Below are 19039 nucleotides of genomic sequence, written 5' to 3' on the forward strand. Positions count from 1 at the left end.
AAATCATTCAATGCTCTAGATGGTGTATACCGTTACCAAATGATGTTCCCATTAGTATGGTACAAATTTGTAATTAATTACAGGAAATAATTGGATGCGAGTTGTCACATCAATTTAGAAGCGGAGGTTCAACTAAAAGCACAAGCAGGTAAGCCGAATAAACTGTCTATAGAAGATAGATGACTTATGGCGCTGGAATATTTGCGCGAATATAGAACCTATTTCCATATTTCACACAGCGATGATCTCATAATTGGACTTTGTGGGAAGTTGCTGAAATGCCTTTAACTCAACTTCGCCAAAAGTACTGTGTGCAGCCAAAGGTGTTAAATAAGTAGGGGCATATATTAGTTTATGCTTAACCACTTATTTAACAGAAGCCATCTGTTCCTATCAGGCTTCGGTGAACTTTAGCTGAAGAAACTAAATCACAACCTCAGGCTATTCCATTACCTAATAGGCCCAAAAGAAGACCAGTTATCTGTGACTATACTGATGGTCAGTATAGTAAAGCGATAGCTTTGGTTCCTAGTTAAAACGATAGAGTAATCTCCTGTGAGTCATCATCAGATTTTTTCTTTTGTAATTCTTCCATCACTTTAGATTTAGTCTCTGGTGGAGCTAATAAGTTTCTTATTTCTTTCTGTAAAGCTATGTACTCAGGTCTTAGTATTACTAGAGAATCAAACATTGAAAGCAGCTCTGAATATTCCTCCCTTTCATTTGGGCTTAAAGGCGGTTTGCTATTCATTAATTTTTCCGCTAGAGGCGCTATTTTATTCTCAAGTTTTAATGCTTCCTGTGAATAAGAAGATTCTGATTTATTAACTCGTGGTGTAATAGGAGCGCTCGGAGAAGACTTCTTAGTTAAAAGTTTTCCCCAAAAGCTAGTTTTTTTTTGCAGCGGTTCTAGGCTGTGCAGGTTTAGAACATTTTTGTGAATCCATCTTGCAACCACTGCAATATTATTATCGTTCACTTGAATAGGGCCAGGCAATTGTTTGCTATTTTGCCATTTCTTGGCTCCTTCTTCATAATCAGATTCGTAACGCTCACACTGTTTAATTCCTTCGTTCCCTACAGCATTATAAATCACCGAATTCAAGACTTTATTAAACCCATTTAGCAAATAAACTTGCTTTTGTTGGAGCATTAAATATAACTCCACAGGGTCTTTAACTTCTATCTCCTCCTCTTTAGCTATAGGCTGGGAAAGTGTATTTGTTCTTTTATGGGTGTCGTTAAAAAAACTATTTTTATCCGTTTCCCGACCAAATATTGGTTTTCTTAACCTAACCTCAGAATTGTGTCGGAGTTCTTCGATTACACTGATAAGTTGCTCTATATTACTACTTTTGATATCAGAAATAGCCGTCTCAGAACGATTAAGGGGTAAAGGGCAATTTTCTCGAAGTGAATTATTCCATATTTCCAAAAGATGCGGGTAAGCGTCGTTTAAGATCCGCTGAGTGCCTAATTGTAGGTGATGGATATCTTTTACTAATTGTTTTGTCGCATCAGCAGGATCATTTTTAAGCCGAATGAGGTCTTTAATTGTTCTAATTTCTGCTTCACGTTTTTTCATTACATCTGGGCTTAAAGAACCTGCTTCCTTAAGGTTTTTTTCCTTCTCATGTAATATTTGTTCAAGTTGTTCTACATCAATGGTGGAGATATCTGTATTTAAAACCTCCCAAATTCGATCCTCTTCTTCTAAAAAAGGGAGCAAGTTCCGCATGCTTATCATATAGGGAAGTAACCTTTCGAGAAAAAACAATGATTCCGGTATATAAAGAACTGCTGAGGCTTGAAAACCGGCTCGTTTAGCTGGATCTTTAGTAGTGAGCCATTCTTCAATTGGATGAGAAGAACCTTTTAGGGTAATTTCGCTAGAAAATGTGCGATTAACAAAATTAATCTCTTCAGTGGAATTAAAACTAACTCTATATTTCTGGAGTAGACGTGCGTTATGATCACTTACCGTATCTACATTTTGATTTGAATTACTAAAAGTCAAAATATTATCCTCTTGGATATAAAATAAATTATTTGCCATTATTTTATGCAAAAAATCGCATAAAGCAAGCCTTTGCTTACAACGCGGCTAGTTTTTCTTTATTTTTCTTAAATTGACCGCAAAGATAACCCTCACTGGGAATAAAGCGCATGGGGACTTATAGATTACCCATTATGTATAGCAATTAACGACTTGGAGTACGAGATGAAATGTCGAGTCCGACTTACGCTAGAATGAAACGCTTCTTATAAAGAAGAAAAAGGAAATTATTTGTACCCATTTTTGCAACGGAAAGAAGCAGGACTTTAGATCATTTAAAGAGTCTGGTATTCATATCCACCCAGAGATTAAAAGCCTCACCGATACGGGTTATCATTGGGATGTTGCCAGATAACATTATTTTATATGGAATAGAAATTGATACTACAGTAACAGGTGCAACTCTTTCTCAACGGGTAGAAAATGATATTGAACTACTTGTAGTACAATTACAAAAAAGAAATTATTGGTACTGAATGATTTAAATTGAAACAACTTCCTATTAAAATAGTGTCTTTAGTGCAAAGAAAATATGCCCTCCCCAATAATTGACTATAATTGATAGTTGTACGCAGCAATTTTATTTAAATAGAAATAATCCCTGTGCTCCCCATTTATTTGAAGAGCCTGTAGCACTCAATGAAGTAGTTCGACTAGTAAGAACAGGGTTTGTGCTAGTTATTTTATTTAAAATTAAGATAGATTAATACTATCTATGGAATGGAATACTAATTATGCCATCCAATCAATTTGCAACATCAATTATCAACAACGGCTGCTTAATGGAAACGACTAACAAGGAATAAATTATGGACAGCTCAAAAACAATTAATCATAACAAAATCTCCTTGAACGTGATGGATGTCATATATAATCGTCGCGCGGTGCGCGATTATCTCCCCCAAAAAATTGATCAAGATCTCATCCATACTTTGCTTAATGCAGCCATACAGGCTCCTACTGCTATGCATGAAGAACCGTGGTCATTTGTGATCATTCAAAATAAAGACCTATTAAATCATTTGTCAGAAAGCACCAAGCACCTAGTACTCACTGAAACGAAAAACGCTGAGCACCAACAAGCAAAGCATATTATCGATTTGGTCAAGCCAGCAGATTTCAATGTATTTTATAATGCAGAAACGTTGATAATTATATATAGCAAATTTTATGGGGATTTTGTCGCAGCAGATTGTTGGCTAGCCACTGAGAATCTAATGCTCGCCGCCCATGCAAATGGACTTGGGACTTGTGTCATTGGCTTTGCGGTTAAGGCTCTGAACACTCCGGAATGGAAAGATGAATTAGGAATTCCTGCTGAAATGACCGCCATAGCGCCAATCATTGTAGGCTGGCCCGCCGGCAAGACGCCACCATCTCCTCGTAAGCCCCCTGAAATACTTATTTGGAAATGATATGAAACAAAATTTTTCAGCAAGAATAGTCCCTCTGGAAGAAGTCTATGCAGCAACTTATAAACTTGCCTTGCTTATTATGGAGTCACACTATATTTTTGATACGGTAATCGCTATTGCAAGAGGTGGATTTCCTATAGCACGCTTTATTTGTAATTTTTTAAATATTCATCATTTAGGTGCTGTACAAATAACACATTACACCGCTGGGGCTACGGAGATAGAAAATAAGACAGGTTGCCAAGGAACTTGGAGTTACTGAAAACAACCTATATAACTGGCGTAAGCAGTTACATAAGAAACAAAAGAAAGCGTTCCCTAATCAATCCCAATTTAAGGAATACTAAATAATGGAAATATTAAGCTTGCACTCCCTATTATTATATATACAACATGGTATTTCATTTTGTGGAGTACTTGTTATTTTTTTTGGTGTTTTAACCGCATTATTTCGTTATATCTCCTACCCATTTTATAACTCTGAAACCACTAAGAAAATGGATATAAATCAAATTCGATTAAGATTAAGTAGAGTATTAACATTAGGCTTGGAGTTTATTATTGCTGCCGACTTAATAGGAACAACAACTGCCCCGGACTATTATTCCGTTGGAATCCTAGCGAGTATTGTTTTAATACGAACCTTATTAAGTTATACCTTAAATCGTGAAATAAAAACCATTAGTCAACAGGAAAATCAAAATAGAACTCTACAGTGACTTAATTATAATATTGATTATAAAATTTCAGATGAATACAATCCTACGAAATTTATAAATGACTGGAGTCCAAATGCGCTTGCCGCTTGCCCGAACTATCAACACTATGTAAATCAAAAATATTCTGGGCTATGTCCACGCCTAATACACTAATATTCTTTGCTGGACCTCCAATTCAGTTTCCAATTTTCCAATTCGAATACTAAGCGGGTAACAACTGGTTGCCGGCACAGAGAGTGGGATGGTTTATTATACCCCGAATATTGTGGACTGTTTGGCATGGCAACGAACGCGGTTGCTCTCGCAAGTGCTAATCTAATCGCATTATTGAGCGATGCAACAATGAATAATATGCATCTTGTGTGTCGTTTTCCAATGGTTTTTCATGCTTGCTTGGCACAGGAGCTACAGGTTCGGAAGATAATAGATGCATAATTTCAGCATTGCTGCCATTATTTCGCGCGAGATGATAAGGTGTATTACCATCACTATCCTTTAGATCAATTCGAGCATGGTATTGAAGTAAGCATTTGACTAGGTTTTCACAGTTAGCTAATACCGCAATCGACAAAGGTGTTCTCTTATTTTTCAATTCAGGTTTATCTGGATTTGCACCTGCTTTTAACAAATCCTCAACTTCAGTAATATCCCCATTTGATGTTGCAATGATCAACGGCGTTTGACCCGCTGAATTGTATTTATCAATCCTGGAAAACAGGCTATGTTGTTTGCAAACTAGGGCAGCCATTTCACCTAGGTTCTTTGTTTTTCGAATGGCTTCTTGAACGCTTTGAGCGCGTTCTTCGTGTACCGGTTTTCTAGTAAACCATTGGCTGAACCATCCAGCAGGTCTAATATAGCTCTTTAGGGCGTTAATCAACGTTTGTTGTTGTAGCTTAAATAACAACTCTTCAACACCCTCAAAACTCATATAAGCCGGTGCCAAGAAGAGAGTAATAAGCAGGAAAATCTCTTTGGGTAAAGCATATGACATCTTTGTGCAACGCCCATTATTAATAAGCGGCGCATAGCACTGAATCATAAATGAACGGATTTCAGGGCACATCTGTAAAAATTGCGCTTGCTGCATTCCAACGCCATAGGTTCGTTTAAAGTGATATATATTATCAATTTTTTGTGCAATACGCGGAAGCGCCTCTTTTACAACAGGATTGAACGAAGGCTCATTTTCAAACATTGCGATGATTTTTTTTCGGTCTTCAGCATTTTCTATAGGGAGTATGTGTTGCATCGTACTTGATGCATTATAAAAATATTCATTTACGGCCTGAGCGATATCATTCACATTGGCGCCATGTTTATTGAGCAACTCCATGGCAAATTTAATATGCCCTCCCTGAACTGCGCCCAAAGCGATATCATTCACATTGGCACCATGTTTATTGAGCAACTCCATGGCAAATGCAATATGCCCGCCCTGAGCTGCGCCATGAGCGATATCATTCACATCGGCACCATGTTCTTTGAGCAATTCCATGGCAAATTCAAAATACCCGCGCACAGCGGCGCCTAGGGCGATATAATTCACATTCGCACCATGTTTATTGAGCAGTTCCATGGCAAATTCAAAATGCCCGCCAAAAGCTGCGCCCTGAGCGATATCATTCACATCGGCGCCATGTTCTTTGAGCAGCCCCATCGCAAACTCAAAATACCCGCCAAAAATTGCACCCTGAGCGATATACCGCACATCGGCGCCATGTTCTTTGAGCAATTCCATGGCAAATCCAATATGCCCGCCCTGAACTGCGCCCAGAGCGATATCATTCACATCGGCGCCATGTTCTTTGAGCAATTCCATGGCAAAGGCAATATGCCCACTCTGAGCTGCGCCCCGAGCGATATATTTTAGATCAGCGCCATGTTCATTGAGCAATTTCATGGAAAATCCAATATGCCCGCCCAAAGCGGCGCCCAAAGCGATATCATTCACATCAGCGCCATGTTCATTGAGCAATTCCATGGCAAAGGCAATATGCCCGCCCAAAGCGGCGCCCAGGGCGATATAATTCACACCAGCGGCATGTTTATTAAGCAATTTCATGGCAAATCCAATATGCCCACCAAAAGCGGCCCCCTGAGCGATATAATTCACATTGGCGTCATGTTTATTAAGCAATTCCATGGCAAATTCAGTATGCCCGCCAGAGGCGGCGCCACAAGCGATCTCATTCACATCGGCGCCATGTTCATTGAACAATTTCATGGCAAATTCAGTATGCCCGCCTCGAGCGGCGCCCCGTGCGATATACCTCACATCGGCACGATGTTTATTGAACAATTCCATGGCAAATTCAATATGCCCACCCAAAGCGGCACCCAGAGCGATATAATTCACATTGGAGCTAAACTTTCTATGCAGTATCATGGCAATATTCAAGTTACCTTCGGAGGCTAATTTTCCTGCAGGTGTTAAACCACTATAATTTTGAACATCGATAGAGCTGAAGTTTGAGAGCTGTTCAAGTCTTTGATCTACTGCGGCACTATAAATTTCTTCAAAAAGCGTCATATAAGCACATAAACAAAACAGATTGTTAAACTAGTATAACAAGGTCTTGGGGAGCAATGGAACATGGTGTAATTTATACGTCCTCCTCCTGTTCAGAAAGATCTTTTGATAATTCAATCTCCAACTCCTCTAAAGAATAAATTTTGAAGACGAAAACAAGGTATTAACATGAGGCTCAGAGGGTGGTACAGCTGTAATTGAAAATTATTGTTTGATACATTAAAAAAAGTACCAACTGTAGACCATGTAATATTGAGTATCCTCTCTTTTCAAAGGATCAATAAAGATTGGACTTTTTCCTGGACTCAGAATCATTGCGTGAAATCCTTGCGGCGTTATATCTAACGTCACCAATTCACTTGAATCATCCACGCCATAGGCATCATAAGTTCTGATTTCCGGATATTTAGCACCAAGCTCAGGATGCATGGTGCTGTTTTCCATCACTTGATATTGGCGCATGCTGCCTACATAAATTAAACTACATTTCCTTGCGGATCAGCGGAAATCATGGCTTAAAACTATTCTCCTGCTGCGCTAATTTTTCTATTTCAAACATTTCCGCTACACTTTTAATTCTATTTCCATGAAAAGGAATGTCCAGTGTTGAGAAATTATTTTTTAGACTAAATAAACCAATCGCACCTTCTTTTCCTATATTATTAAATTGCAAACTAAGCTCCTTCACCTCGCGAAAATTATGGAGACACTCGCTTAATATAAGCGCACCTTTATCACTAAGCGCATTGTTATCTAAATCAAACCTAGATGCATCAGGGTTTATCTCTTGAATTTTATCCATTACTTCTTTAATTTCATCATCAGTAATATTAATATTCGCTAAATTTACCTGCGACGAATTTATACTTTCAGTTATTTTACTTAATATTTTTTGTCTCATATTTTCTCCGAGATACTTTATAAGATTCACATTTTTCATGCTACTAAATATAGCTCAATATATATAAAAACAGCGACTCTTAAATTTAGTACAAGCAGCTTTAAAGCGGCGCTATTAATCCTTCTTTCTTTTTGTTCTATATTTAATATACAGATCTGAGTTAATTATGATTTCTTTGCTTAATTGTAGCCCATAAACAACTCTAAATATAAATTGTCACGCTGAGGAAAGCTTCATGCCAGTAAGACCCGTAATTCAAGATAAGGCAGTAGTAGCTGACACAATCACGTACTCCCCCATTGGTGAAGCATTTCGACCAGGTAAACCAATACCTACACACCCAATGACAACTGTTGAGCGTAGAGATATGGTTGCTCGTTTGGAAAGGACAATTAGTGATTTAATGATTGAGGCAACAAAGACCTACCAAGCAAACTGCTACAAACCAAACACTAATGAAGTAGATCCTGATTACATCTCTCGTCTAAGCACTAATGAATTCTTTTTCTATGCTAAAGAACCTCTAACTTTGAAAGAATTCGAAGAGTTACAAAATAAAATCGCGGAGCAAGCAAAAAAACAACCGGTAGGAGTGCAACTCATTCTCGGTTCTTTTGCTGTGAAAACCTATGACAACAAAGTAATGAATGTAACGCCGCATATTACTTGTGGACAATCACCTAATTTTAACTTCATTGTTAAAAACAATACCTCGTCTATAGACGTTCGTTACAAGATACCTAATGGGCAAGGAAACAATACTCTGCTGGAGGTGTTTGATCGAAATCATTATAATCCTATTATACCCATGCCTCAGATCATGGTTAATGGATATAGTCGAGAGTTAACTTTTAATAATATAGTACCTTGCAGAACCCCTGGCGGTACTCAATTTCTAACAGCAGTGGATATTTGCTTGGATCATACGCTAGGAGTAGCGAAGCAGAATCTTGAGGCACTTGCAATAAGGTTTCCAGATATATGGAAACAGCCAATTTCTCACGTAGTGGTATCCAATTGGGTAGATTTGGAAAAATCACAATGCATTGGAACAGTTGTGATGCATGTTGATCCAACTTGTTCCCCTATAAAATGCAAAGAAGGTATTGCGCAAAATGTCGTTTCTCGAGGCAAGCTTGAATTTGGAGATGACCCTATTACAATCTATGAAATAGATAAATGCCTGATATTAGCTAAAGAGGATGAAGCGAATAAAGATTTATTAATCAATGAACTGCAAAAAGGTACTAGTGCTGATTGGCAGATTATTTTAAGCTCCCTACCCCACGTTCCTGGGATATTAAATCAGAACTTCCCGACACCCTTTTATCAGCTAACGATAGCGGAAGAAGTCATCGCATCCGCTTTGAATAGTGGTAACCAAAAAATTTTTCGTGACGCCTATTATGCACTAAAACAAGCCGGTTTTTCGCTGGACACCGCCACCATACAAAAAATATCAAAAACCTTCCCCATGGCGCAGCAACAGGCGGAAACAGGACTTGTTCAGCAACTGATAGCGACAGACCCACAACAGGTTATGATCAATGAACTGCAAAAAGGTACTAGTGCTGATTGGCAGATTATTTTAAGTTCCCTACCCCACGTTCCTGGGATACTAAATCAGAACTTCCCGACACCCTTTTATCAGCTAACGATAGCGGAAGAAGTCATCGCATCCGCTTTGAATAGTGGTAACCAAAAAATTTTTCGTGACGCCTATTATGCACTAAAACAAGCCGGTTTTTCCCTGGACACCGCCACCATACAAAAAATATCAAAAAGCTTCCCCATGGCGCAGCAACAGGCAGAAACAGGACTTGTTCAGCAACTGATAGCGACAGACCCACAGCAGGTTATGATCAATGAACTGCAAAAAGGTACTAGTGCTGATTGGCAGATTATTTTAAGCTCCTTACCCCACGTTCCTGGGATATTAAATCAGAACTTCCCGACACCCTTTTATCAGCTAACGATAGCAGAAGAAGTCATCGCATCCGCTTTGAATAATGGTAACCAAAAAATTTTTCATGACGCCTATTATGCACTAAAACAAGCCGGTTTTTCCCTGGACACCGCCACCATACAAAAAATATCAAAAACCTTTCCCATGGTGCAGCAACAGGCAGAAACAGGACTTGTTCAGCAACTGATAGCGACAGACCCACAGCAGGTTATGATCAATGAACTGCAAAAAGGTACTAGTGCTGATTGGCAGATTATTTTAAGCTCCTTACCCCACGTTCCTGGGATATTAAATCAGAACTTCCCGACACCCTTTTATCAGCTAACGATAGCGGAACAAATCCTCGCATCCGCTTTGAATAGTGGTAACCAAAAAATTTTTCGTGACGCCTATTATGCACTAAAACAAACCGGTTTTTCCCTGGACACCGCCACCATACAAAAAATATCAAAAACCTACCCAACGACGCAGCAGGCAGAATCAGGAATTATTCGGCAACTGATAGCGACAGACCCACAGCAGGTTATAATCAATGAACTGCAAAAAGGTACTAGTGCTGATTGGCAGATTATTTTAAGCTCCTTACCCCACGTTCCTGGGATATTAAATCAGAACTTCCCGACACCCTTTTATCAGCTAACGATAGCAGAAGAAGTCATCGCATCCGCTTTGAATAATGGTAACCAAAAAATTTTTCATGACGCCTATTATGCACTAAAACAAGCCGGTTTTTCGCTAGATACCGCCACCATACAAAAAATATCAAAAACCTTCCCCATGGTGCAGCAACAGGCAGAAACAGGACTTGTTCAGCAACTGATAGCCACAGACCCACAGCAGGTTATAATCAATGAACTGCAAAAAGATACTAGTGCTGATTGGCAGATTATTTTAAGTTCCCTACCCCACGTTCCTGGGATATTAAATCAGAACTTCCCGACACCCTTTTATCAGCTAACGATAGCGGAACAAATCCTCGCATCCGCTTTGAATAGTGGTAACCAAAAAATTTTTCGTGACGCCTATTATGCACTAAAACAAACCGGTTTTTCCCTGGACACCGCCACCATACAAAAAATATCAAAAACCTACCCAACGGCGCAGCAGGCAGAATCAGGAATTATTCGGCAACTGATAGCGACAGACCCACAGCAGGTTATAATCAATCAAGTACTTACAGACGAAGCTGTGAAAACTTCAGTCGATCAGAAAAAACAGGCTTTAGAAGAGAGAGTTAAAGAGAAACTTGCTCCAGAAGATCAGAGCAAAGGAGCAAAAGTAATGAAAATTAAAAATAGACTTGAGAGGATGAAGGATCTGACAGAAGAATCTATTAATACAGAGGAGCCTGCCCCTGAGGATCCAACCAGAAAGCATATCTAAATGATCGAGTAAGCCCAAGAATCTTACCCTTTAGCTTCTCACAGATCCGTACGTGAATATCTCGATTCATACGATTCTTATTGTATGGTCCTTATGGCAAGAATAAGAGTGATAAATAGTTCAAAATTGTATCATTTATCAATTATCAAGATGATGATTTATGAGGATTTTTTTAGCATATTCCTGTCTTTAATTACTAAACAGTACTATATTCATAGTTAAACTATTTCTATGTAAAGGAGTACTAACAATGACTTCCAATCAACATGCAACATGGGTTCTCATTACAGATTCTAATGACTGTCGTATATATCAATACATTAAAAAACCTCATCAACTCACCTTAATTAAAGAAATAAAACATCCTGAAAATAAGCTTAGAGATACTGATTTAACCTCTGATAAACCTGGTCATTATGGTACCAGTAGCTCCGCTCGTGGAGCATTCTCTCAACAGACAGATCCAAAAGAAATAAAAATTGAAGATTTTTCCAGAAGTATTGCCAAAGAACTTGATAGTGACAGAAATACTAACGCTTATGAAAAACTCATTGTGATAGCACCACCTCATATGAATGGTCTATTATTTCAACATATTAATAAACACGTGAAAGAGCTAATTACTCATAATATAGAAAAAGATCTACTTCATTTAAAGGAACATGAATTATTAGAGTTTTTGCATACCCATCTATGATACCTAAATAGGCGGAACCTTAATTTTTGTCATTGAGACAATAACTGATTAAAAAATAGCAACTCCTATACTAAAAAATGAGATAGCTCGTCTAGCAAAAATATGGTTTGTTAGTTACTTGAAAACGCTTTGGATCTAGTGATTAATATTAACCTGCTATCTAAGTGGATTAAGGAGAATTTACATGGATATCAATGCACAGCAAAAACTACTTGCTGTTATCAATGAGGCTACGAAGCCCATTTCAGCTCCATCTGATTATTCCTCTCTGTTGGATCAAATTGGTGATGCTCGATTTGTGATGATGGGTGAGGCCACACATGGAACCCAAGAGTTTTATCAAGCACGCATTGAGATTACAAAACAACTTATCCAGAAAAAAGGCTTTATGGCTGTAGCAATAGAAGGTGACTGGCCTGATGCTTATCGGGTTCACCGCTACATACAAGGAGGAGGTGAAGCTGACAATTGGGAAAGCGCTTTAGATGATTTCAAACGGTTCCCAAGATGGATGTGGCGTAATACAACCCTGCCGCCTTTTCTTAAGTGGCTTCGTGAATACAATGATTCACCAGACACATCCAATGCAGTAGGATTTTATGGCCTTGATTTATATAGTATCAATGCATCGATGCAAGCCGTTATCCGGTATTTAATGAAAGTAGATCCTGATGCTGCACAGCAGGCAAGGAACAGATATGCATGTTTTGACCATTTAAATGTTGATCCACAAATGTATGGTTATCTGACAAACACGAAGATAAAAAAATCCTGTATCGTGGAGGTATTAGAGGAACTCTACGAAATACAACACCATGCTTTTAAATTTATTGATGAAAAAGATAAAACAGCGAAAGATGATTATTTTTTTGCCACGCAAAATGCACGTTTAGTGAAAAATGCAGAAGCCTATTATCGCTCTATATTTGAAGATCATATTACCTCATGGAATGTACGTGATAGGCATATGAATGAAACCCTTAACATTATTGCAGATCATTTAGAAAGTCATTTTAATAAACCAGCTAAAATAATAATCTGGGCTCATAATTCACACGTAGGTGATGCTCGCGCTACTGAAATGGGCGAACGTGGTGAGATAAATATTGGCCAGTTGGTGAGAGAACAGCATAATGAAACCTATACCATAGGGTTTTCTACTTATGATGGTTTTGTTACGGCTGCTTCTAATTGGGATGAGCCCGCTCAATACAAGAAAATTAATCCTGGTCTACGGGGTAGTTATGAAGAATTATTTCATCATGTCCGTCATCAAAATTTTATTTTAAATTTAATAGGTAATGATGAGCTTGATCACCTTTTAAAAATTCCGAGATTACAAAGGGCGATAGGTGTTATTTATCGGCCTGAAACTGAGCGACTGAGCCATTATTTTTTTACCCATTTACCTTATCAATTCGATAGCCTAATTCATTTTGACAGAACTACAGCAGTCCAACCCCTTGAAGTCAACACAGAATGTAACTGACGGTATGGGATTTCATTCGCTGGGCCTTTAGCAATTAATGGTGTATCAGTTATTTGAGTATGATTAACATTGCCATTGGAATCTTCAACCTCATCTCTGGATTTCCTCTTGATGGAGGGAGAGTATTTCGTTCAATCTTATGGTGTAGTTGAGTTTTTAATTCTTAGCCCCTTGATGACTGAACTTTCTGGAAGCTGTACGAGATATATTCATCAAGTAACGTTTTATATTTCGCAACAACTTTATTTAATAGAGGATTGTTAAGTGCTTTCATCTCGTCAGTATCCAGGCTAACGTTTTTTTCTCCATTGAGTATACTAAGTAGCTTTTCAGCTGTTTCAATTGCCTTTTTTGAACCAAGTAGAGTTGGGTCTTCAAAAAATTGAATGTTATATTTTTCCTTTACACTCTTTTTTATGTCATCAATACAATGTTGCAAATCTTCTATGCATTCATTAAGCAGCACACTTTCTGATATTCGTTCCTCTTTTTCTTTGTCCCTTTCTTGCTCAACCTTTTTCATTGTATTCTGATGAACACTGACTCGTTGCTCTATCTGCATATGTAGTTCTTGCAATGCAAAATCATCACTGGTTTGATTGTATTGAGGCAAAGGAATATCAGAAATAAGCTGTGTGAATACACTATCAAATAAAGAGATGGCTTTGAAATCAGTTGGATTTATCTTTGCAATTGCCTCATCGATGCAATCCAATTTAAGCAGCAAATCATCAGTAAAGCCAAGGGCCTCCTGAATGACTTGAGCGTCTTGGACAGGTGATGCAGCACTAGCCTCTAATAATGCAAAAAGCGGATTGCTAAATTCTTGTACCACGAATTCACTTAGCTCATCCATGTTTAAAAAAAAATCTTGCTCTTTGAGCGTGTTTTCCCGATGCATGTAATAACCAAAAATATCTTTGCCTTGGTATATATCAAACGTATTTTGCATGCCTCGCTTCAGCACTGCCACATGATTACCAAATACATCGTAAACATTAGGTTGAAATAAGGTTGCCGGTGGGAAACCATTTTGTATCAATAATCGATTTTGCAATAAATTAACAAAGGTTCTCCCATTAGCATCCCCAAAAGGATGTATTCTTTCGAAACATTCGGTCGTTGTTCCAATTAGCTCCAAGATTTCATCTGGGTCGGTCAGATATTTTATTTTGTCATTATAATGGGCAATAACCTCGTTCATTATACGTTCAATCTCAAGAGCAGATGTTCCTTGATAGCGGTAACCGCCCCATTGGGTTATAATATATTCAGCCAGAGCTTCATTACTCGTATCCTTAATTTCCCCCTCGCGCATCAACTCTTCTTTCTTTTCCTTAATTCCTATTGTTGTGCTGTCGAAAGCTGTCGGCAAAACACTCCATAATGATCCAGAGCCTATTCCGACCACCAACGCTACGCCGAATATCCCAGCAGGAAGGCCGCTACTCTTATCAAATAGAACTTGCCTATTATCATCTAATCCACTACCCAGTTCATTATTTTCGATTTTATTGAGTAAATCGGTTAAACCTTCTTGAGTAATACGCCCCTGTTTTACATCAATTGCGAAAGTTGCCTCACTATCTCTGTAATCACCGATATTTATCCCCGCGTTAATACCGAAAACGTCTTTAGTGACACATTCATGCAACGCTTTAATTAACTCATGAGATATTTCTTTATCATCAATATTCTTTAAAGCTTGGTTAAGTCCCCTAAAAAAAGCTTTTAGCGATCCGGGTTCTGTTCTTTCATATTGCAACCACCCCTTATCTCGCCTACTTTGTTCATTAGAATTGCCCGTTACTCTGGTATAGTATTGACCATCCACAGCCAATTGCCATACCCGATTTCGTGGGTATAACCGTTTAAATGTATCTAAAGCCTTATGAGGATCCGTGGGTTGAATATCAACGACCTCGTCCGTCATCACAGTTTTGTACTTCCGCATATTGTGTTTTGAGAGAGCCTCCAGCTTAGAATACCAATCATCGACGTGACTTAAATCATCTATACGTAAATTTTCATATTGTATAAACTCCAAATCATCCTGTTCTTTATTCTTTTTACTCAACTCACTCATGATTGCTATGGATGGAGAAACTGATGAGACTTTAATATCAACTTGAATTTTTTCACCGCTCTTCATCATCAGTGTTAATTTCATTACACTCTCCAAGAAAAAATATATTGTTATTAGTATAGTTTATACTGATTCAAAAATAATCTTTATGGATTATAACTAACCATTTTGCGAGCTGGGGCGCTCCCCGACAATAACTCAATCAGCCTATAGTCCTATAGGCTGATTGAGTTACCTGCCCCACGGGCTGTTCATATGTATCCAAGTGGGTTAGAAAGCATCGGTGTTGTTGTGGGAGAAGAGTTACCTGCATTTATACAAAAACATAAACTGGTATTAACCGGCGTTAAAGATCATGGAGAACATTGTCAACCAGCCTTTGTTACGTTTGATAATGATAAGACAACAAAGTTTTATGATATTTCTTTAAGGGAAATCGTTATATTACAAGGATGGGAAATTGCGAGATGCATTCCTTAATTTAACTTTAATTAGGCTAAAATTCAAATGAATCATAATAAGCCATTGGTAATCAATGATACTCTTGTACGCCATTTAGTGGCTACTCAATTTCCTCAATGGAAGAATCTTCCTGTTCGACCAGTTGCACGTAGTGGATGGGACAACCGAACTTTTCACTTGGGTAATGAGATGCTTGTACGCATGCCAAGTGATGCTGAATATGCACTGCAGGTGGACAAAGAACAACGATGGCTTCCTAAACTAGCACCCAAGTTACCGCTACCGATACCGACACCATTGGCCTTAGGAGAACCCGCTGTAGAATATCCTTGGCACTGGTCAGTCTATCAATGGATTGATGGGGAAGCTGCAGCATCTGCTCCTATAAACAACTTAAAAAAATTTGCAACCGATCTAGCGCAGTTTCTTGCTGCATTAGAACAAATTGATTCAACTGATGGACCATTAGCAGGCCCTCACAGCTTCTATCGCGGAGGTCCTCTACAAACCTATGATGCTGAAACGCGACAAGCACTTGAAGTTCTTAGGGACTCAATCGATGTGAATACAGCAAGTGAAGTCTGGGAAGCAGCCCTGGCGACCCACTGGCATGATTCACCAGTATGGGTTCATGGCGATATTAGCGTGGGTAATCTGCTGGTAAAGGATGGGCAGTTGAACGCTGTCATTGATTTTGGACAATTAGCAGTAGGCGATCCAGCATGTGATTTAGCCATTTCATGGACACTGTTTAAAGACGAAAGCCGCGAAGCATTTCGTTCGACGATTAATCTTGATGCCGATACATGGGCCCGGGGTCGGGCGTGGACTTTATGGAAAGCATTAATCTGTGCTGCAAATCTTACTAACTCAAATGCAGCTGAAGCCACGCAAGCTTTACGTATCATTAATGAGGTTCTTTCAGATCACAAAAACTTGCGTAGCAATGGGCGGTGATCCTGGAGCGGAATAGCAAATGTTACCTTGAATCAAGGTGTTCAAAGATTCTCTTAAAACAAGATAACCGAGAAACCCCAAACCATAAGTAACCGTTGTGCCTCATATTCTCGTATATGCAGATTTATTAAATTCTCTGAATGAAAGAAATCAGGAAACAGCGAGACTTATCTATGAACAATACATTAAAAAAGAAATGGAATAATGATGATCAAACAAGAATTCAATGACTAACGTTAAACCCCGTTTGCTTACAAACGGGGTTGCTAAAGTCAATTCCATAGCACTAATTAACAAATGGAACTGCATTCCTAATCTAGGATATTATTAATACTTGTAGCAACTGTCTTGAAAAACTCAAGACAGTTACGCTACCCGCTGGTTTTTAGAATGGACTCCAGGCTTTTGGTGGGGTATCAGTATTTTCTGATCTTATTTTTTATTGGGTGGTTCATTGCTTTGTATATGGATTGCAACAGCAAGCTCTGGATCAATAGAATTTCCTGGAATTTTTCGAGTGTCGCTCGCCCATTCACCTAAATCTATCAGTTTACAACGGTCGGAGCAAAAAGGCCTAAACAGGTTTTCCGGATGCCAGGTATTTTCTTTACCACAAGTGGGGCAGGTGATTCTTTTCTGGTTATTCATAGTGATTTTCGTTAATTTACGTTAGCTAAGAAGTATGTAATATATAATCTAATATACTGGTTTATATTGATTATATCATATCAAGACCTCATTAAAGCCTGCAAATAATGAAATTAACCACGAAAATTCTTATTACTGCCTGTATCAAGTTCATTTTCTTGATCTGTAGGCTCATCCTGGTCAACCGTGGAGTTTTCTACTACTGTTGGAGGTTCATCATACTCATTGGTTATGCTCGGCTTAAAGGTTTTGGATGCACCTAACCGTCTAAGGATTTTAACGCTTGACTCTTGGCTTGATGTGTCCTCACATCTATTAATTTTATATTGGCGAGCCTCAGTTAAATTAAAGGGGCCTGCGAGCTGCTCTGGATTTTTGGGGTCATAACAGAAAAAGGATAGTTCAATTTCTTTATCCAACATGGCCCTATAAAAAAGTTCAGCTTGCTGCCAATTGGCTTCGCTCATATCCGGATGAAAATGGATGCCTAAGATATCCTCAAAACAAGGAAAGGCAATGCATTCATTAATCTCTATATGCTTGTAATTTTCTTTAGTTGGATCTGTGTATTGAGATGTACTCTGAGCATAGCGGATTCCCTGCATTATCTGTCTATCATGTAAGGTATCAAAGACGACTTTGATTTTATCGTAACCTACCATGTCAGTTGTTTTAATTCCAGGATATAGTTCCTGGAACGTTTTAATAAAAAGTATTCTCGAAGCTTCGGGCAATGGATGCTCTTCAAATAACATTTGAAGACTGATCGAGCCTTCCTTTAATGTCGTATTAATGCTAAATACACCATCAAAACTAATAGGCATTTCAACCGCATCATTAGACAGAGAAGGATTAATAAAAAAATCTGTTTCGGGTTGTTCTTGCAAGCAGGTATCGAGAAAATTTTCGATATTAAAGGGTTTCTCTTCAGCATTACTACTATCACCACCAAAAAAGCCGTCAAAACTATTTTGGCCGCTCGTATTATTCGAATTATAGCAAATATCCGCTGCTAAGGCGTTCCAGTTAGAAAGTTTTAATACTTGGCGCTCTTGGATGAATGCTTGTAATCCTTTGATACTTTTATCTTCACATACAGATAAGTACTTAGAAAAAGTATTTCTTATTTGTCTTTTTAAATATTCGGGTAGATCTTGTTCAGAAACTGCTTTTTCAAAAGCTTTTGTGAATTCTATATTGGCAAATTTAGGGTTATTGGCTAACTGTGTAAGAAAATTCAATACATGACTTTTGGTATCGATATCAGGAATTTTACCGGTTGATCTATCTCGCATCTCCAATAGTTTATCAAAGATGGCTTGTCTTTCTAAATTTTTTAATTGGATTTTGCCATGGCCTGATCCATCTAGCCTATTTAGTTTGTTAATCATGTATTCAAGTTGACTTGTATTTGGTCTTTCTTCGAAATAGTTTTCAATGATGTTAGGTATTGAATTGGAATAGGTTTGTTGCTTATAAAATGCTCTTGCAGCCGTGGGAGCAACAAAAATGCCAAATTGCGTTTCAGTACCGTACGGAGGAACAGCAATATCCTTTACAATAAAGCTAGACGGACGGTTATAGAGCTTACCACCTTCAATTTCTTGAATGGCTTGAAGTTCTTTTTTCGTCGCATCATCCTTTCCCCCAACCATTCTTAGCAGGCAACCTTGTTCTGCAAACAGTTGAAGTAAGATAGTTTTAGGCCGAGCCATTATATTTTACTC

18 protein-coding genes and 1 pseudogene are annotated in these 19039 nt (G+C 38.4%); 12 read left to right on the top strand and 7 right to left on the bottom strand.

The window, feature by feature from the left end; genetic code table 11:
* Nucleotides 1-135: 135 nt before the first annotated feature.
* Nucleotides 136-240, top strand: a pseudogene (locus LFA_RS19835) (transposase family protein); the annotation flags it as partial.
* 292 nt (nucleotides 241-532) lie between these two features.
* Here the strand turns inward: LFA_RS19835 and LFA_RS08405 are convergent.
* The gene (locus LFA_RS08405; protein WP_045095795.1) at nucleotides 533-2056 is read right to left on the bottom strand and encodes a hypothetical protein; all 1524 of its coding nucleotides are present in this window, start codon (nucleotides 2054-2056) and stop codon (nucleotides 533-535) included.
* Nucleotides 2057-2865: 809 nt separating this feature from the next.
* Here LFA_RS08405 and LFA_RS08410 point away from each other — a divergent pair.
* The 4 genes from LFA_RS08410 to LFA_RS08420 are packed head-to-tail and all read left to right on the top strand — an operon-like array spanning nucleotide 2866 to nucleotide 4190.
* A complete protein-coding gene (locus LFA_RS08410; protein ID WP_045095796.1) occupies nucleotides 2866-3471 on the top strand; it encodes a nitroreductase family protein in 606 nt (201 codons plus the stop codon).
* Nucleotide 3472: 1 nt separating this feature from the next.
* Nucleotides 3473-3733, top strand: coding sequence for a phosphoribosyltransferase (locus LFA_RS08415; protein WP_231865916.1), 261 nt, complete (start codon nucleotides 3473-3475; stop codon nucleotides 3731-3733).
* Nucleotides 3699-3818, top strand: coding sequence for a transposase (locus LFA_RS20600; RefSeq protein ID WP_084602235.1), 120 nt, complete (start codon nucleotides 3699-3701; stop codon nucleotides 3816-3818). The genes LFA_RS08415 and LFA_RS20600 overlap by 35 nt, the downstream gene beginning before the upstream one ends.
* Before the next feature lie 3 nt (nucleotides 3819-3821).
* The gene (locus tag LFA_RS08420) at nucleotides 3822-4190 is read left to right on the top strand and encodes a DUF1622 domain-containing protein (RefSeq protein WP_045095797.1); all 369 of its coding nucleotides are present in this window, start codon (nucleotides 3822-3824) and stop codon (nucleotides 4188-4190) included.
* Between the two features lie 310 nt (nucleotides 4191-4500).
* Here the strand turns inward: LFA_RS08420 and LFA_RS08425 are convergent, their stop codons facing one another.
* From LFA_RS08425 to LFA_RS08435, 3 genes are all read right to left on the bottom strand, one after another.
* On the bottom strand, nucleotides 4501-6723 hold the full coding sequence (locus LFA_RS08425) for an ankyrin repeat domain-containing protein (RefSeq protein WP_045095798.1): 2223 nt from the start codon (nucleotides 6721-6723) through the stop codon (nucleotides 4501-4503).
* A 219-nt stretch (nucleotides 6724-6942) separates the two neighbouring features.
* A complete protein-coding gene (locus tag LFA_RS08430) occupies nucleotides 6943-7185 on the bottom strand; it encodes a hypothetical protein (RefSeq protein ID WP_045095799.1) in 243 nt (80 codons plus the stop codon).
* A 46-nt stretch (nucleotides 7186-7231) separates the two neighbouring features.
* Nucleotides 7232-7624, bottom strand: coding sequence for a hypothetical protein (locus tag LFA_RS08435; protein ID WP_045095800.1), 393 nt, complete (start codon nucleotides 7622-7624; stop codon nucleotides 7232-7234).
* Nucleotides 7625-7859: 235 nt separating this feature from the next.
* Between LFA_RS08435 and LFA_RS08440 the strand changes: the two genes are divergently transcribed.
* The 4 genes from LFA_RS08440 (at nucleotide 7860) to LFA_RS20605 (ending at nucleotide 13311) form a co-directional block, all read left to right on the top strand.
* Nucleotides 7860-10973 (top strand): hypothetical protein, encoded by a 3114-nt coding sequence (locus LFA_RS08440; RefSeq protein WP_045095801.1) that lies wholly within the window; start codon nucleotides 7860-7862, stop codon nucleotides 10971-10973.
* A 250-nt stretch (nucleotides 10974-11223) separates the two neighbouring features.
* Nucleotides 11224-11670, top strand: a complete 447-nt coding sequence (locus tag LFA_RS08445; protein ID WP_045095802.1) for a host attachment protein — start codon at nucleotides 11224-11226, stop codon at nucleotides 11668-11670.
* A 184-nt stretch (nucleotides 11671-11854) separates the two neighbouring features.
* Complete coding sequence (locus LFA_RS08450; protein ID WP_045095803.1) at nucleotides 11855-13159, top strand: erythromycin esterase family protein; 1305 nt, start codon at nucleotides 11855-11857, stop codon at nucleotides 13157-13159.
* A gap of 59 nt (nucleotides 13160-13218) precedes the next feature.
* A complete protein-coding gene (locus LFA_RS20605) occupies nucleotides 13219-13311 on the top strand; it encodes a site-2 protease family protein (protein WP_407927638.1) in 93 nt (30 codons plus the stop codon).
* A gap of 11 nt (nucleotides 13312-13322) precedes the next feature.
* Here the strand turns inward: LFA_RS20605 and LFA_RS08455 are convergent, their stop codons facing one another.
* Nucleotides 13323-15329: a Fic family protein gene (locus LFA_RS08455; RefSeq protein ID WP_045095804.1), complete on the bottom strand. Its 2007-nt coding sequence runs from the start codon at nucleotides 15327-15329 to the stop codon at nucleotides 13323-13325.
* A 171-nt stretch (nucleotides 15330-15500) separates the two neighbouring features.
* On the opposite strand from LFA_RS08455, the gene LFA_RS08460 reads away from it, so the two are divergent.
* The 3 genes from LFA_RS08460 (at nucleotide 15501) to LFA_RS19455 (ending at nucleotide 16869) form a co-directional block, all read left to right on the top strand.
* A complete protein-coding gene (locus tag LFA_RS08460; RefSeq protein ID WP_045095805.1) occupies nucleotides 15501-15725 on the top strand; it encodes a hypothetical protein in 225 nt (74 codons plus the stop codon).
* A gap of 27 nt (nucleotides 15726-15752) precedes the next feature.
* A complete protein-coding gene (locus LFA_RS08465; protein ID WP_045095806.1) occupies nucleotides 15753-16664 on the top strand; it encodes an aminoglycoside phosphotransferase family protein in 912 nt (303 codons plus the stop codon).
* 97 nt (nucleotides 16665-16761) lie between these two features.
* On the top strand, nucleotides 16762-16869 hold the full coding sequence (locus tag LFA_RS19455) for a type IV toxin-antitoxin system AbiEi family antitoxin (RefSeq protein WP_231865917.1): 108 nt from the start codon (nucleotides 16762-16764) through the stop codon (nucleotides 16867-16869).
* A 227-nt stretch (nucleotides 16870-17096) separates the two neighbouring features.
* Here the strand turns inward: LFA_RS19455 and LFA_RS08470 are convergent, their stop codons facing one another.
* Complete coding sequence (locus LFA_RS08470) at nucleotides 17097-17312, bottom strand: DNA gyrase inhibitor YacG (protein WP_045095807.1); 216 nt, start codon at nucleotides 17310-17312, stop codon at nucleotides 17097-17099.
* A gap of 113 nt (nucleotides 17313-17425) precedes the next feature.
* Nucleotides 17426-19027: a Clp protease/crotonase-like domain-containing protein gene (locus LFA_RS08475; protein ID WP_045095808.1), complete on the bottom strand. Its 1602-nt coding sequence runs from the start codon at nucleotides 19025-19027 to the stop codon at nucleotides 17426-17428.
* Nucleotides 19028-19039: the final 12 nt, after the last annotated feature.

The organism is Legionella fallonii LLAP-10, from assembly GCF_000953135.1.
GTDB lineage: Bacteria > Pseudomonadota > Gammaproteobacteria > Legionellales > Legionellaceae > Legionella > Legionella fallonii.